Annotated in this window: 15 protein-coding genes; 4 read left to right on the top strand and 11 right to left on the bottom strand. The window is 43.9% G+C overall.

Annotated elements, in window-relative coordinates; all coding sequences use genetic code 11:
• Positions 1-316: 316 nt before the first annotated feature.
• The 5 genes from MZO41_RS06375 to MZO41_RS06355 all read right to left on the bottom strand — a co-directional run bounded on the left by MZO41_RS06375 (position 317) and on the right by MZO41_RS06355 (position 5,098).
• Positions 317-1,762, bottom strand: a complete 1,446-nt coding sequence (locus MZO41_RS06375) for an MFS transporter (RefSeq protein WP_252129653.1) — start codon at positions 1,760-1,762, stop codon at positions 317-319.
• Positions 1,759-2,301: a PadR family transcriptional regulator gene (locus MZO41_RS06370; RefSeq protein ID WP_011100970.1), complete on the bottom strand. Its 543-nt coding sequence runs from the start codon at positions 2,299-2,301 to the stop codon at positions 1,759-1,761. The genes MZO41_RS06375 and MZO41_RS06370 overlap by 4 nt, the downstream gene beginning before the upstream one ends.
• 226 nt (positions 2,302-2,527) lie before the next feature.
• Entirely contained in the window at positions 2,528-2,800 is a 273-nt protein-coding gene (locus tag MZO41_RS06365) for a hypothetical protein (RefSeq protein ID WP_003641922.1), read from the bottom strand.
• Between the two features lie 378 nt (positions 2,801-3,178).
• The gene (locus MZO41_RS06360) at positions 3,179-4,270 is read right to left on the bottom strand and encodes an ABC transporter ATP-binding protein (protein ID WP_003641921.1); all 1,092 of its coding nucleotides are present in this window, start codon (positions 4,268-4,270) and stop codon (positions 3,179-3,181) included.
• A 12-nt stretch (positions 4,271-4,282) separates the two neighbouring features.
• Positions 4,283-5,098: an ABC transporter permease gene (locus MZO41_RS06355; RefSeq protein ID WP_003641920.1), complete on the bottom strand. Its 816-nt coding sequence runs from the start codon at positions 5,096-5,098 to the stop codon at positions 4,283-4,285.
• 594 nt (positions 5,099-5,692) lie between these two features.
• On the opposite strand from MZO41_RS06355, the gene MZO41_RS06350 reads away from it, so the two are divergent.
• The gene (locus MZO41_RS06350; RefSeq protein ID WP_011100969.1) at positions 5,693-6,859 is read left to right on the top strand and encodes a hypothetical protein; all 1,167 of its coding nucleotides are present in this window, start codon (positions 5,693-5,695) and stop codon (positions 6,857-6,859) included.
• 175 nt (positions 6,860-7,034) lie between these two features.
• Here MZO41_RS06350 and MZO41_RS06345 read toward each other — a convergent pair whose 3' ends face one another.
• The 6 genes from MZO41_RS06345 to MZO41_RS06320 form a co-directional block, all read right to left on the bottom strand.
• Positions 7,035-8,210: a pyridoxal phosphate-dependent aminotransferase gene (locus MZO41_RS06345; protein WP_013355168.1), complete on the bottom strand. Its 1,176-nt coding sequence runs from the start codon at positions 8,208-8,210 to the stop codon at positions 7,035-7,037.
• A 160-nt stretch (positions 8,211-8,370) separates the two neighbouring features.
• Positions 8,371-8,685 (bottom strand): CHY zinc finger protein, encoded by a 315-nt coding sequence (locus MZO41_RS06340; RefSeq protein ID WP_027821525.1) that lies wholly within the window; start codon positions 8,683-8,685, stop codon positions 8,371-8,373.
• Complete coding sequence (locus MZO41_RS06335) at positions 8,682-9,653, bottom strand: biotin--[acetyl-CoA-carboxylase] ligase (RefSeq protein WP_013355166.1); 972 nt, start codon at positions 9,651-9,653, stop codon at positions 8,682-8,684. Before MZO41_RS06335 ends, MZO41_RS06340 begins: the two co-directional genes overlap by 4 nt.
• Before the next feature lie 37 nt (positions 9,654-9,690).
• On the bottom strand, positions 9,691-10,254 hold the full coding sequence (locus MZO41_RS06330) for a biotin transporter BioY (protein WP_003643749.1): 564 nt from the start codon (positions 10,252-10,254) through the stop codon (positions 9,691-9,693).
• Positions 10,255-10,382: 128 nt separating this feature from the next.
• On the bottom strand, positions 10,383-10,628 hold the full coding sequence (locus MZO41_RS06325; protein WP_003641910.1) for a hypothetical protein: 246 nt from the start codon (positions 10,626-10,628) through the stop codon (positions 10,383-10,385).
• Between the two features lie 65 nt (positions 10,629-10,693).
• On the bottom strand, positions 10,694-12,106 hold the full coding sequence (locus MZO41_RS06320) for a C69 family dipeptidase (RefSeq protein ID WP_013355165.1): 1,413 nt from the start codon (positions 12,104-12,106) through the stop codon (positions 10,694-10,696).
• 682 nt (positions 12,107-12,788) lie between these two features.
• On the opposite strand from MZO41_RS06320, the gene MZO41_RS06315 reads away from it, so the two are divergent.
• From MZO41_RS06315 to MZO41_RS06305, 3 genes are all read left to right on the top strand, one after another.
• Entirely contained in the window at positions 12,789-12,989 is a 201-nt protein-coding gene (locus MZO41_RS06315) for a hypothetical protein (RefSeq protein ID WP_013355164.1), read from the top strand.
• Positions 12,990-13,001: 12 nt separating this feature from the next.
• A complete protein-coding gene (locus MZO41_RS06310; RefSeq protein WP_003643746.1) occupies positions 13,002-13,904 on the top strand; it encodes an SPFH domain-containing protein in 903 nt (300 codons plus the stop codon).
• A 169-nt stretch (positions 13,905-14,073) separates the two neighbouring features.
• Positions 14,074-15,390 carry an MFS transporter gene (locus tag MZO41_RS06305; protein WP_003643745.1) on the top strand — a complete coding sequence of 439 codons (1,317 nt, stop codon included), beginning with the start codon at positions 14,074-14,076 and terminating at the stop codon, positions 15,388-15,390.
• The last annotated feature ends 355 nt before the right edge of the window (positions 15,391-15,745 follow it).

The raw sequence follows: 15,745 nt of genomic DNA, 5'->3' as shown, positions 1-15,745 counted from the left end.
CGTAATATGCACAGGTTTCAGTGCGTTCGAGAAAGCAGTCGCATGGCACATTTCTATCAATGCTCAGTATCACAAGCGGGCATAAATCAGACGGGAGAAGACTGAGGATTAGCCTAACTAGGGAATTAAACGACGAGTTTGGCGTCATAACGGCGCTAATCCGAGTTTTTTTCAGTGAGCTTATGCCCTGGATCTTTAAAACAAGCCTGATTTAACCAGACCCCCTTTCAGCAACATCAAGGATGCAAGAATATAAAAACGTGTCGCAAGAAATCATCTCAGATTTCTCGCAACACGTTTTTTGATTTGCTAATGTTTACTTGGCAGGTGCCGTGCGTCGATGTTTTAGTAACCGCCCGCCAGTAATGACCGTCGCAACTAAACAAATCCCTAACGAGACCACGAACGCAATGTGCATACCATCAATAAAGATCTCCGGGTGAGCTGGCAGGTATGACGTAACCTTATACCCCGCTGATTGACTCATTGCCGAATATAGTACGGTCGTGGCAACCGAAATTCCAACAATCATGCCTAATTCACGTGCCAACGCGTTAATCCCGCCAGCAACGCCCAAGTCTTTGACCGCCACTGAACTCATCACGATCGAATTATTGGGTGCCATGAAGATACCATTGCCAAATCCAACTAATCCGACGAATAATAAGAAGAACCAAAGTGGCGTTGCTAGCCCCACAACCATGTAACCCACTTGACTGATTGAAATCAGGACCAATCCCACGAACGTTAACAATTCTGGTCCGATCTTGTCAGAAATCGTCCCAGCAATCGGGGCGACCACCACTTGTACGATTGGGAATACCATCAAGGCGTAGCCCGCATAGTTTGCCGCTAGCCCCCGAGCATTTTCTAAATAAAACGGGGCAATCACGTTAAAGAAAAAGTTCGCAATAAAAATTAATAACGCACATAAGATACTAATGCTAAAACGGGCATTCTTAAATAATTGTAGCGCTAGCAGCGGATTTTCATGACGTAACTCGACGCGAACAAAAATAATCAGCGTCACAATTGCCACTGCAAACAAGGCTAAGATAACCGGCTGCAAGAACCCAATCTGTTGCCCGATAAACACACCTGCAAATAGTGCAACCATGAGTACGGCAAATAACCCCGCCCCGGTCTTATCCAATGGTTGTTGCGTCGTCGTGACGTCTTTTGGCAAAATCATTGCGCCTAAAATCATCGCCAAGATTCCCACCGGAACGTTGATCCAGAAAATATAGCCCCAGCTCAAATGAGCTAGGATCAAACCACCGATACCGGGGCCAGCAATACTCCCCAATGCAACGAATGAGCCAATCATACCTAGCGCCCGGCCCCGTTCCTTAAACGGGAAAACTTCGGTAATAATCCCGTTGTTCGTACTCATCGTCATTGCCGCTCCGACTGCTTGAATACTGCGTGCAATGAGTAGAAATGGCAACCCCACACTGAATCCTGACAATAACGAGCCAATAATGAATAGTAAGGACCCGATTTTAAACACCCGAATCTTACCGTAAATATCACCTAATTTACCAAATAATAACAATAACGCACAAATCACAATCAAATAAATTGAGACGACCCATTCTGCCTGATTCATTGGAATCGCTAAATCCTTACTCATTACTGGCAAGACAATGTTCACAATACTCCCATCTAACGTTGACATGAACGTAAATAAACATACCGCAACCAATATCCACCAGCGATGCTTTTGAATTTGTGGATCAGTCGCAAACGACATTGTTTTCATCCCTTAACTTCCCCTCCATTGCGCAACTGGCGGTCAAGCCAGTCTAATTGTGCTTGGGCTCGTACCCGTTGTAACTCATTGACCATCAACGCATCTTGAATATCAGCGGCAAGCATGTGGGTATTCGTCATCACCCGTTTGTGCTGCGCCGTTAAGCGTGCGACCTGTCCCTGTGCAAATTGCTGAAAATCCAACAAGATTACTTGCTGCTGATCACAACTTAATAAATGTAAAAAATTCAGCTTTATTTGAAACGTTAACTGCGTTTGCTTATTGAGCGCGACTGGCGTCATAACTAACTGCCAAAATTGCGTGCGACCAGCCGCTGTTATCGTGGCTAACTTTTGTGGCCGTTTATTAGTGGTCCGCTTAAACGCCAGTGTTAATTCTTCAGCCGCGGCTAACTTATCTAGCAACGGGTACAACGCACCAAAACTAATGGTTAATTCTGAACCAACTACGTTTACCAGCGCTTTACGCAACTGGTAGCCCGTCATCGGATGATCCATCAACTGTCCTAAAATAAACAATTCATACATTAAATTCACCAATCCTTCGCGCTGTTAAGTATATATATCTTTTAGATATATTGCAAGGTTCCAAACTGATTTTTTAATTATGCCCTTCCGTTACCGAATAACCCAGTTCACGTTTAATGCTAGATTAAAACGGCTAAACATCAGTGCTTCTCAAATCGATTTTTAGGCAAAAAAATAGCACCTCTCAGGACGACATCATCGTTCGAGGTGCTATCTCATTTAATCATCACTTATGTTTCGATTTTTTATCCTTAATAAAGAAGTACCCGAATACTAACATGACCCCAATAGCCGGTACATCTAACGCATTAAAGGGGTTCTGAAATTGCGGTGCGGCCAAAATCACCAATATTGCGACAAAACATAGCCCAATTAACCACCACCCGTATTTTTGAAAGAAACGGATAAAGGTACTGTCTGGAAATTTGAATTTGATATATTGTAATACCAATATTAATAGCACATAGGCGACAACATTTAAGAATAGTGGCGTATCCATGATATGACCCCCTTTATGCTCTAGTATTAAGATAACCCACCAAATGGTATTCCAGGCGGAAAATAATCTAATGCTTATAACGAATATAACTAGATTGCTGAAGCATTACAAAAAATCAAGCTTAATTTAACCCGAAACCAACTCATAAATTGTGCATTGAAGTTTAGACATTTTCCTTTCAAATCGGTAGTACGGTCAGCCCAAGCTCGTCCCCTCGAATAAAAGCATCAGCGGCCCCCAGTCCGAATAATGTGCGACGTTGTATTGTACTTTATTCCAACCAAAGCCGTCTTGAATGCACACAAAAAATGGGTGATTGCCATCGCAATCACCCATCGATATTAATGTTAATTTAATGCAACCACTAACCAGCCGCCGTCACTTACTATTGAATAAGACTGACTGACTTTTAATATAATGATTGACTGGATGTAACAGTACTGTCGGATTCTCAATCGCCGAAGTAACCGAGTGACCTGAAACATTCACTAACGCAAAGAAGACGAACAGGACAATTGCCACTAACATGACGAGCTTGGTGGCAATCGTCATCTTTTCTGGCAAGATTTGCTTGTATAGCGTCCGATGAACTTGACGGCTAACTGCCTGCTTACTCTTATCGCTATCCTTAGCCTTTTCTTCGACTAATTGTCGTTCATAAGCGACAATGTCAAAGTCCGCTTGTTCCTTCTTCTTACCGACCTGATACTTCTTACGATAAGCCGCCGTTTGCGCTTTGAAATCCTTAGAAAATTTCCGGTAATGATCAACAGTTTCCTTGGTCTCGCCGACTTCTAAAAGATCCCCAAAGTGCATCCAAGCGACCCGGTCACAAAGCAATTCTACTTGCCGTAAATTATGGCTGACAAAGATAATGGTCTTCCCTTGCTTCTTGAATTCCATAATCTTATCCACACATTTTTGATAGAAGGTGTCATCACCAACCGATAGTGCTTCATCAATAATCATGATGTCGGGATTGATATGCACCGCAATCGCAAATCCCAATCGTGACCGCATCCCGGTCGAATAGTCCTTAACTGGTTGACCAATAAAATCACCAATATCCGCGAAATCAACAATATCATCACGAACCGCTTGGATCTCTTTAATACTCAACCCTTGCATGAGTCCTTTCAACCGAATGTTTTCATCACCGGTCAAATTCCACTTTAAGCCGGCTCCGATTGAAATAATGGACGTATCACCGTGCACATCCACTGTCCCAGTCGTTTGAGGAATGATTCCCGAAATGATATTCGAAATCGTTGACTTACCAGAACCGTTGATTCCGATAATACCCAACGCTTCACCTGGTTTAACGTTTAAGCTGACCCCTTTTAGCGACCAAAACCGCGGGACATCAACATTACCAATGTTAAAAAAGTGTTTTAACTTATCGTTGTTACTACGATATAAATCATATTCTTTAGTGACATTATGCAATTCAACCTTATATTGATTTTCCATCAGTTCCGCCTCCTAAATCAAATCCACAAAGTTCGAACGGAACTTGTTATAGAGATACGTTCCAGTCAGAATCACAACGAGATTGAAGAGCCAAAAGACAATCGTCAACGTGATATTAGGCTGTTGCCAGATCCAACCACGATTAAGCAACGATTCCCGCATTCCGTTGAGCACGTAGTAGAACGGATTTAGTTCTAGTAGGCGCACAAAAACTGCGGGGAAGTTAGACGTTGTAAAGTTAAATAGCACCCCACTCATATAGAACAGCATCCGCAATACGGATTGAAGCGTGATATGCCAGTCACGAATCAGAACACTGACCGTGGCATTAAAAATCCCAAGTGAATACATTAATACGATCATACAACCAAAGTAGTAGATAAATTGAATCCAAGAAACTGAGGGCCAAATGCCATTAACGAACATCAGGAAGATTCCAAAAGCAATCATCGTCCAGAAACTATATAAGTTACCATAAATTTTAATTGACGGTAATACGTTGACTGGGAATTTCATCTTTGAAACTAACCCAACCTGACGATAAATGCTAGAAGACGCGTCCAGCGTCGTTTTGTTCATGTATAACCATGGTGCAATCCCGACAACCATCCATGGTAAATACGGGATTCCTGGCATCGGATCGCCACGTTTTAACGCGACCCCGAATACTAAGTAATAAATTCCGATTTGAATCAGTGGGTTTAAAAATTCCCACGCTAACCCAAGGTAATGGCTTTGGTATGTGGCCCGATCATCATACTTCGCCATTCGCCGAATAATCTTGAAATTGGCGAACTGATCGCCAATCGTCTTAAACATCGTAAACATAGTGCACTCCTTAAATGTATGTCGCAACACGATCAAGCGCCTCTTGAAAGGTCATGACAGATTTACGGTCAAGATAAACCGCAGACTACATTATAACGATAAACCTCGTTAATAGCACCGAAAATAACATTTTTTATTAAATATTTACCTATTATCAATAGATACTTATTGACCGATACTCCTATTTCACAAGCAAAGAAAGCCCTTACATACGTTGTGTTTTAAAAAAACCGTATGCGTTTATTTTGGCAATCATCATTTGAATATCGAATTGCACTTTAAGATCACTAGCCGTGAACGCATCATCGGAACACTATTTTTTACGTAGCGATGACCAGCACCGTGTTGTGTTGCACACATACCAAACAGCCGCACTCAATGCCGGTGACAGCGTCCGGGTGCAAGCGAAAACGGTTTTAAATTTGCAGAACAAGGCCCTTCTAATGAGATGAGCGACCTGAATAGCACGTGAGCATCCGTTTACTTACCTAGTCATAACACACTTACCAAACCAGCTGAATAATGACTTATAATGGCGTCTTCACCTCAAAAAGTGCTATGATGAGGGAACATTAACTAAGGGGGTTAGACACGATGAGTTCAATTATTGAGAATTTACAATTAGCCGCACAACAGGTTCACCTCATCAACCTATATCAAGCCAATAGCGAAGTGGTTTACACCGGCTACATCGACCGTCTGGCACCTGATGGCGTTGTCGTGAATACTTACGATGATGCTGGGCTCCAGGACGGCGCCGTCTTCATGCGCTACGACGTCATTGATGAAGTTGAAATGATGAGTGAAGACCTTGATAACATGGCCTTTCGCCTTGAAAATGCAACTACTGAAGGTTTGAACAGTGTGCCACAACCAACCGTAGCTTTAGACGATCAACGGCCAGTCCTAACACAGTTAGTCACCCAAGCCCAAACCGATCATCAAGTTGTGCTACTAGTCCTCGAAGACAACGAAAATTATTTAGAAGGTCAGGTCCAACAAGTCACTGACCAAACGATTACCTTTAAAACTTTTGACAAATTTAACTTTAAAAACAACGGGCAACAGGAAATTCCATTGGCTGCTATTCAGATCTTAGAGTTCTGCGGCAATGAGCTCTTATTGGAAAGCGCCTTTGTCAAGACCATCCATACGCATCGAGCAACCATCAAAGTTAGCGAGTTTGACGACGTTGATCATACTTTAAACAACGCCTTAAATGAGCACCAACTGATTGCAATTCGGTCAGCGGACGGGTCTGACATGTTCTTTGTTGGCTTCATTAACGCATTGAACGCTGATAGTGTCCTGCTCAATCTGATCGATATGACGGGCCAATTTGGGGGCTACACTCTTTGTCGCCGTTCACTAATTGAATCGGTGACAACCCAGTCCGACTATTTACAAACGATGCGTGGCTTTATTGAATTAAATCGCCAGTATGAGTTAAATGTTCAACCCGTCTTAAACGACGAACGGTTATTTGACGCCACAACTGATCTTTTTGATTCAATTTTGCGACAAGCCGCAACTTTCAATAACCTCGTTCACATCACGACAGAAAACCCCATGTTGCCAGCAATGACTGGCTATCCGGGAACGTTAACGAACGGGCACTTCATCTTCTATAACGTGGATGATGATAATCAAATTAATCATGTTGGCACGATGATCGAACTCGATCAGGTCGTTGAATTATCCTTTGGGTACATGGACGCGTACCTGTTAGAGAAGCGGTTAAAGAGCACCGGTAATTTATAATAATTCAATACCTCGAATCAAAATAACGCAACTGGCATGTGAATGCCAGTTGCGTTATTTTGATACCGTTATTACAGCTCAATATTTCCGAGCAATCAAGAACGAGTTGCGCCCCCGTTGCATGAATTATGCTCAGTAAGTGATTGGCTATCATCATTAATGCTAAGAGGTCATCCTAACGATCGAATAAGTGCAGTTTTGCAATTCGCTGACAGGCTTCCGTGAAGCGGGGTTCATCAATCAAGAGTCCAACGCGCACATAGCCTTCGCCACCCGCACCAAAGCCGTTGCCTGGCGCCACCGCAACCGCCGCTTTATCCAACAGCAAATCGGCAAATGCTTCACTGGTATACCCTTCAGGGACTGGCATCCAAGCGTAAAATGAGCCCCCTGATGGGTAGGGCTCCCACCCAATCTTGCGGGCTGCCGTAAAGAACTGATTACGGCGTCGTTCATACAGTCTAACCAGTTCGTGGACCGTCTGTTGGTCACTGTTCAAGGCTGCAATCGCTGCATCTTGAATGGCCGGAAAGACGCTGACAAACAGATGATCCTGAATCAAATTTAAGGCTTCAATCATGTCAGCATTACCAGCGGCAAAACCAACGCGCCAACCTGCCATGTTAAAGGACTTAGATAACGTGTACATCTCAATTCCAACGTCTTTAGCCCCCGATGTCTGTAGGAAGCTCACTGGTCGCTGACCATCGAACCCAATTGCACCATAAGCAAAGTCATGAACGATACCAATCTGATGTTCATTTGCAAAATCCACCGTGTCTTGAAAAAACTGCGACGTTGCAACAGCACCAGTGGGATTATTCGGGTAATTCAGGTACAACAGCTTGGCCGCCGCAGCCACTTGTGGATCAACCTGCTGATAATCCGGTAAGAAATGATTGTCCGCTGTTAACCGTAGTAAAGCCAACTTCACCTGTGCCAACGTAATACCAGATAAATAGTCTGGGTAACCGGGGTCAGGTAAGATCATTGTATCGCCCGGATTTAGTAAGGCAAAGGGTAACTCGACCAACCCAATCTTACTGCCACCCAATACGGCAATCTCAGTCTCCGGGTCTAATTTCACACCGTACTCGCGTTCGTAAAAATCAGCCGCGGCTTGTTTGAATCGCGGCAAACCTCGAAACAACGAATACTTGTGATCCGCGGGATTGGCAGTTGCAGTCTGCATTGCTTTAACAACAAACTCAGGGGTGGGTTGGTCAGGATTGCCTTGACCTAAATTAATCACATCCGCACCGGCCGCCGCTTTGGCATTGACCTTTTTGACCAGATTCGCAAAGAACTGTTTTGGTAATTGCTGCAAAATTTTGGACTCTTCAAATTTCAAAATTAGTGCTTCCCTTCTGTCAATGGTTGTCAGTACTAATTTACAATCAACCATAATCTCAAGCCTAATTATGAGTTTTCAATTAGAATATGTCAATTTTTTAATTGTTTTTCGATTAATCACTGAATTAAGCCAAAACTACCAAAAATACGTCTCAATTTTACTTTTCAAAGTAAACCTGGTCATGCAACCGACACCGCGGGTTAAATGGCCGGTGACAGTGCGGGCATTGCCCCTCATGATACCGATCAACCGGCATTCGATAACGACAAGCACCACACATCACGGCTAAATCCGTCGGAGCGCTGGCCACAAAAGTATGCTGGCACAACGTATCATGGCACCGGTAACACGCGTAATAGCTTTGACATCGCCGACACCACAATGCCGCAATATCAGTTTCAAGGTGATAATGTTGGCACCGACCGGCAGCGTCTAAACCGATGCCGTAAATCACTGGTACCCACTCAGTCATACTGGTAACCCTACCCTGATCACTTCACCACTCGTAAATGTCCGCCGCTCCCCGGTCAACATGCGGACCACTAAGCCACCATGTTCATCGATATCTTCAGCCACCCCATTCACCACGGAATCGCCCACTTGAAGTGTCACTTGTTGACCCAACACTAATGATTTAGCCCGATATGCTGGCAAAAAGTCGGCCGTAGCGTAGCGTTTTGATAGCGCTACTAGTGCTGATAATAAGGCCGCTGCTAACCGATTGCGATCCACTGACATGCTCGGGTCGACCGCTTGGGCACGGGCTTGCAATTCCCGTGGAAAATCGGTGGTCGTTAAATTGAGCCCCACACCGACAATAAAGGCCGCTGCGGAAGTCGATTCTAATTCCAAACTTGCTTCCGTGATAATGCCCCCGACCTTATACTGATCAAGATAAATATCATTGACCCATTTCAACCCAAAGTTCTTATTAGGATAAAATTGCTGTAAAACATTCAAGACACTCACCGCGACACCAGTTGTCAGTAAACCCACATTGACCAATGCATTCGTGGGATTAGGAACAACCAAGCTAAAATACAGTCCAGTTTTGGCCGGTGAATAGAAGTCCCGGCCCAAACGGCCATAGCCAGCCGTCTGTTCGTCCGCGAAGAAGGCGGCAAACTGTGGCTGATGATGACTTAAAAAGCTCTTAGCTAGAATCTGAGTGGACGGCGTCTGGGCGACCACTTCAAGGGGCCCCGTAAATTGACGTTGCCCATAGATTTGAATGGCTTTGGCATCCAAATTACGACTTCCCAGATAACAGTAGCCCCGGTTTTTACGACTCTCAATCTGGTGTCCTTGCTTTCTCAAAGCATTGATTGCCTTCCAAATGCTCTCACGACTACAGCCAACTGATTGGGCAAGCTGGTCCCCCGATTGCCACTCACCATGATGACGCAATAAAATTGTTAAGACTTGTTCTTTAGTTGTCATTATGACCTCCTGACCTGCCAATCACATTAGCTATTTACTAAGCTGGCAATCCAAAATCAACGATGGCCCGCACACGCCGGGCAATAAATACGGCCAAAGTCCCTTTAATGATGTCACCAGGAAGAAAGGCCACGTTCGACAGCAAGGCGGCCGTCAAAGTCATATGAGACTGAACAGCTAGCCAACTAGCACCGATTACATCAACAAATAAGATACCAGCCAACCAGACAATGCCAACTTCTAGCCACCAATAACCACTTGTCATCGCCCGGGTTATTTTGATCAACGTTCCAATCAGCATTGGTGCCAGCAACCAAGCAACGAGATAGCCACCCGTTGGCCCGAGAAAAATCGCGGCACCCCCACGCCCCCCAGATAATAGGGGTAGTCCCAGTGCCACTAATCCTAAGAACAATCCAACTGCGATCGTCCCATATTTGCGGCCAAGTAACTCGGCGGCTAAAAAGATGCCCATATTCTGCAACACAATCGGGACGGGAATAAAGCCCACTGGAATTCCCGGAAAGAAACCTAATACAATAATCAAAGCGGTCACCATCGCCGTCTGGGTCAGGTGTTTAATCGTCTGTCGATTCGTCATCATCGCACCCCTGTTAATCAATTTAAACGCTATTATAAAACAACAGTAACCCAATATCAATATCATGGGTTACTGTTTAGAAAATAAAAAATCCCATGACCCTTGTTACTGATCATGGGATGATTGCACTATTCTTTTGGAATACGCTTTTCAACGTGATATTGACGTGCTTCTGGTCTTGGCGTATCGGCTGTCAGTAAGTCATCCGCGTAAAAAACCGAATAACCGTGATCCTGTTCTAGCGGCCGCGCAATCATGAGTCCGCGCTTACGTCCGTGACGCGCATTATAAATATCCGCACTACGGAGCGCTTCATTGTAGTCATGCGATTCTGAAATTGCGTCACCAGGATTAAATAAGACATTTTCATCCATTTGCCATCAGCTCCTTGTCCTCTTAATAACTTAATTATACACGCTGATACCGTCATAACGAAAGTTTAAAGATTGATATCAACATTATAGGTTAGTTTCGAGAGCGTTAAACCTTTGGTGACTAATTGACCAATCAAAGCTTGGGCTTTATCACGCATCTTTGCGACCATCACTTTATCTTGTTCAGTCAAGAAAGCCGTTAACTCGTCACCAGATAACTTCGCCGCTTGTTCATCGGTCGCAGCCACAAATTGACCCAGTTCGATTCGACATTCTTTCAAATAATCAATATCATCCTGAACGAAATCAGCATAGTGTGATTCAACAATCATTGATAGTGTCCGGTAGAGCCAGTAAGCACTATTCATATCATGTTTTAGTGGTGTGTTCGCAAAACTAGGATCAGTTTCAGAAACGTTCGCATGGAATGGGAGGTATGGCGCAAAAGCTGGTACCCCAAATGTCATCCACATAATCGCGCTTTGTTCTGCTGGTACGTCATTCCGCACTTGCATAACGTGTGAATTCTGCGTCCGATTCATTGAAATTGGCCGAAACTTTTTAGCTTCTGGTGTATTCAAGAAGGGATCGTACTTCGTTTCGTTATAATGAGAACCCAGTACAAATTCAACGTCGGCAACTGAAATCTTCTTGGCTGCGTGACAAATGAACGGTAGCTCACTCGACTGTGGATCTTGTTCGATCTCTGGATTGAAATAACGTTGGCCGTACCAGACCCGGGGAGTATTATAATGCCGGTCTTTTTCATTATCAGTACCGAAGATATGACGGAAGTTAAAACCTTCCTTGTCAGGGTTCAAATGGTGTTCCGCAACAAATTCTTGAATACCATCAGACCACATAAAGTTATCGGGATCATCAAAATCAACCCATTGAATCGCAACTTGGTTGGCAGCCACCGCGTAAGCATCATCCGGAATCCGTTGTGCAACCCAGTGGTGACCAGTGACGATCTCCATGTACCACACATCATCTTTATCATTGAACAAAACACCGTTACCTTCTGGCGAACCATATTTAGCGATCAACTGGCCCAAGTATTTAACCCCACCACGGGCAGAATCAATGAACGGCGTGAGCATGGTTGGCAATGAATCTTCTGCGAGCCCATTCGGCACGAAGGGATCAAAAGTCAGCGTATGTTCATTACCATAAACACTTTCAGTTGAAGAAACACCAACGTTTTTTTCGTTAAAGCCATTTTCTTCAAAAACACCCTTTTCAGCGACTTCAATGTTTGGTACAGCTTGGTAACGGTAGCCATCCGCTGGAAGTGGTGCGGTAAAGCCATTCTTCCCAGAAGTTAACGTTTCGTTGCGACCATGAACGGCGGGATGGACGATAAATTTTTGCGGTGTAATCGGCATAAACGTATCATCATTGCGGGCAATCATCGTTGAACCATCAACGGTCGCCTTCTTCCCAACTAAAATTGTGGTACAAGCTTGTTCGTACATGCAAGCATCTCCTGTCTTTAATTTCCGTGATCATTATTAATGATACACGCTCTAATTTAAAAAGCCACCATTGCGAAAGCGCTGACAGATAATTCTTACGCAATTTTAATTGCCGATAAATTTATCAATAGTCATAAATCTTTTCGTAATCTAATCAATAATTCTTAAATTTGAAAAATCATCGTCACATTTTCTTCACAATTCGTTGTTAATATGTATCTATAGCAATTAAGGATCCCCCTCCAAGATTGCTACTATAATAATTAACATTCTTTTCATTTACTCCTCCAAAGTAATGAAATCCGTCAAAGCGTAACAACTTTGACAGCTTGATGAGCGGCATGTGAACGTCCCCCCGCTTATATGAATAAACGCTCATCAAGTTATCAGCATATGATTCCCCGTCATATGCTGACCTACTCCTTTTGACCTTCGTATTCCCGTACGAAGGTTTTTTTGTCGGCTTAAATACTTCAAGCGCTCCTTTAACTCCGTATTACTGAACCGCCCTCTAAAACGAGCTTATCCAAATAGTTACTGAGCGATATGCAGCATGAATTCACCATTTATCGCCATACTTTATCAACAATCCAAAACTCACCCACTATTTTATAACGGCCCTATCAATCTAACCAAAAACAGCATATAATTTAATTATTATCACATTAAAGGTGGGTCATCTATGCAAGAGGGATACTTAGATCAGCGCTTAATCGGTCAGCGCTTAATTATCAAACCGACCGATCTAACTGACGGCGTCGCATTCTATGGCATCTTGTACCATTTGCACGCCGCAACACCATTGCACACCGGCGATACCGTTGAAATCACGGCCGTCAGTGCTCATGGTCTAACGGTAACGATTATCGCACCACAACAATAGGGGGAAATTATTATGGTAGGTATCATCGTTGCAATTATTGTCATTCTACTGGTCGTTTTAGTCCTAATCGCTTCCATCCGCATCATCACCCAACCGAACCAAGGTGTCGTCTTAACATTTGGAAAGTTCGAGCGCGTCATTAGTTCCGGCTTTCACTTTATTAAACCGTTCATCTCACGTGTCATCACCGTTAACACGGCTCAGACACCCGTTGATCTTAATCAACAAGTCGTTATCACCAAAGATAACGCTGAAATCTCAGTTAAGATTTCGCTTAAGTACCACGTCACTAATATTGAAGACTTCGTTTTTAAAAACGAAGACTCCGTTCGTAGTATGATTCAAGATACCCGCGCGGCACTACGTGGTATCATTGGGAACAAAGAATTAAACGAAGTCCTGAATGGGACGCAAGAAATCAATGCCGCCCTCTTCAAGGAGATCTCCTCCGTTACGGCGGGCTACGGTTTAAACGTTGACCGGGTCAATATTGATTCCGTTAACCCTTCGGCAGATATTCAGGCTTCCATGAATAAACTCCTGCAAGCTACGCGGGAACGGGATGCCACCATCGCAACTGCTGAAGGTAAGAGTAAGTCAATCACACTGGAAAATGAAGCCAATAACCGGGCCTTATTAGCCACCAATAAAGCCCAAAACGAAGCTTTAGTGAATAGTGCAAAGGCGAAAGCAACAGCCGTTCAAACTGAAGCAGATGCTGATGCTTACCGTACGCGGATCTTAAACGAAGCCTTGGCACAATCATCCGAAAACTACTTTATCTTCCAAAACACGGAAGCTGTCAAAGCCTTAGCGGACGGCAATGCCAACACCGTTGTTTTACCAAACCAAACGTTAGATAGCTTGGGCTTAATCCCAGCACTCACCAAGGTCAGCAAATTAACAACTAAGTAGCTTTTAATCAGGACAAACAATGCACAGCCTGCAGGTTGACGAACGCCACCTGCAGGCTTTTTTCTGATCAATCTAAGACCTAATCAATTTTGTAAACCTTTCCGTTAGGTTTAAGCGTGCAACTAGGTTAGAATTAGATTGTGCAAAACCATACTTAGAGGTGTTAATATTGAAACAACCTTGGCAAACAGCTTGGCCGGAACGAATTAGTTATGGGCTCAGTGATGCCGCGGATAACTTAGTCTTTCAGATGATGACCACATACTTATTATTCTTCTATACCGATGTTTACGGCCTATCCACGAGTGCAGCGGCGATTTTATTTGTCGTTGCGCGCTTAGCCGATGTCGTTGAAAGTCTGATTATCGGCGTCATGATTGACCATACCCATTCGCGCTTCGGTAAAAGCCGCCCGTTTTTCTTATGGTACGCGTTACCCTACGTCTTGTTCGCCGTTTTGACCTTTGTGACCCCGAATTTCGGAGCAACTGGTAAACTCGTCTGGGCTTATGTGACCTATTTAGGGTTAGGATTCTTCTATACCGCCGTCAACCTACCAATCACATCGATTTTACCAGCACTCTCCCAGAATGAACGTGAATTAACCTTACTAGGCGTGATTCGTCAATTCTTCGGTAGTAGCGTTCAAATTATCGTCGCTGTCTTCACCTTGCCACTAGTTGCTTTATTTGGTCAGGGTGATCAGCAACGAGGGTTTTTACTGACAATCGTTCTATTTGGCATTATTTCGTTGGTACTGATCCTCAACACCTTCTTCCAAGTCAAGGAACGCTTTAGTCAACCTGAGCGTCCGCACCAATCACTCAGTGCGGTGTGGGGCATGCTCAAGCAAAACCAGCCATGGTTTATTTTATCCAGCGTGATTTTACTGTATTGGCTAACAACCGCCATCAAGAATCAAACGACCATCTACTACTTTAAATATTTGATTCAGCGTGAGGACTTAGTGCCAGTCGTTAACGGCTTTACGTTTGCGTCACTGATTGGTGTCATTTTGATTGTCCGCTTAGCCAACCACCACGGGAAAAAGAATACCATGTTGGCGGGTATCGCAATCGCCGCTGTGGGACAACTGATCCTCGGTCTCGGGACAGCCATCAATCAACTGGCCTTCGTCTTCGGTGGTACGTTGATCAACGCTGTCGGTAACGGTCTCATCATTGGTTTGGTCTCAATTATGATTGCTGATACGATCCGTTATGGCACGGCGCTTGGCATTCAAGCTGAAGGTATTTTAGCCTCTACTGATGACTTCGGCGTCAATGTCGGCTTAGGACTTGGTGGCCTAGTCACCGCCGGACTCTTTCATCTAAGTGGCTACACCGCCAATCATGCGCAAAATATCGCCACTCAGCATATGATTACCCTGAACTATGCGTGGTTACCATTATTACTTTACGTGGTGATGTTTATCGTATTAATTTTTTACAATGAGCAGCAATTGCAAGACGCGATTAATGTTTAGTTATCCGTTCTTAACACCAAAATGAGGTCAGTGACCCTCGGCATGCGAGAATCACTGACCTCATTTTTTCCTTCATTCAATTGGATACCAACAGCATCCCATTAAGTTACGATTATTTTAACAAACCGCAAAATTAAAAATCACGCTATAATCGGTTCCCCGATAATAGCAACCAGAAAAGGGCACACTAACACTGGCACTCCCAGGTGGTAAGTCAGTCCCAAGTTCCCCAAAAAAGGGGTCTCTGTCAACCGGTGTTGATGAAGTTATATTTAGAATCCAATTCATTTACGAATTGGGTTCTTTTTTTCGATTTTGATTTTGAACTCAATTTGAATTCGATAAATAAAGTTTT

This window comes from Lactiplantibacillus sp. C232, from assembly GCF_023806725.1.
GTDB classification, from domain to species: domain Bacteria; phylum Bacillota; class Bacilli; order Lactobacillales; family Lactobacillaceae; genus Lactiplantibacillus; species Lactiplantibacillus plantarum.
Note: the sequence above shows the minus strand (reverse complement) of the source record. Positions and strands in the feature narration are given on the sequence as shown.

Excerpts from the sequence above, each read along its gene's own strand:
- MZO41_RS06325 (WP_003641910.1), bottom strand. The coding sequence starts at position 10,628 with ATGGATGAAAATGTCTTATTTAATCCTGGTGACGCAATTTCAGAATCG.
- MZO41_RS06370 (WP_011100970.1), bottom strand. The coding sequence starts at position 2,301 with ATGTATGAATTGTTTATTTTAGGACAGTTGATGGATCATCCGATGACG.
- MZO41_RS06360 (WP_003641921.1), bottom strand. The coding sequence starts at position 4,270 with ATGGAAAATCAATATAAGGTTGAATTGCATAATGTCACTAAAGAATAT.
- MZO41_RS06365 (WP_003641922.1), bottom strand. The coding sequence starts at position 2,800 with ATGGATACGCCACTATTCTTAAATGTTGTCGCCTATGTGCTATTAATA.
- MZO41_RS06375 (WP_252129653.1), bottom strand. The coding sequence starts at position 1,762 with ATGAAAACAATGTCGTTTGCGACTGATCCACAAATTCAAAAGCATCGC.
- MZO41_RS06340 (WP_027821525.1), bottom strand. The coding sequence starts at position 8,685 with ATGACTGAGTGGGTACCAGTGATTTACGGCATCGGTTTAGACGCTGCC.
- MZO41_RS06315 (WP_013355164.1), top strand. The coding sequence starts at position 12,789 with ATGCAAGAGGGATACTTAGATCAGCGCTTAATCGGTCAGCGCTTAATT.
- MZO41_RS06320 (WP_013355165.1), bottom strand. The coding sequence starts at position 12,106 with ATGTACGAACAAGCTTGTACCACAATTTTAGTTGGGAAGAAGGCGACC.
- MZO41_RS06330 (WP_003643749.1), bottom strand. The coding sequence starts at position 10,254 with ATGACGAATCGACAGACGATTAAACACCTGACCCAGACGGCGATGGTG.
- MZO41_RS06350 (WP_011100969.1), top strand. The coding sequence starts at position 5,693 with ATGAGTTCAATTATTGAGAATTTACAATTAGCCGCACAACAGGTTCAC.
- MZO41_RS06355 (WP_003641920.1), bottom strand. The coding sequence starts at position 5,098 with ATGTTTACGATGTTTAAGACGATTGGCGATCAGTTCGCCAATTTCAAG.
- MZO41_RS06335 (WP_013355166.1), bottom strand. The coding sequence starts at position 9,653 with ATGACAACTAAAGAACAAGTCTTAACAATTTTATTGCGTCATCATGGT.
- MZO41_RS06310 (WP_003643746.1), top strand. The coding sequence starts at position 13,002 with ATGGTAGGTATCATCGTTGCAATTATTGTCATTCTACTGGTCGTTTTA.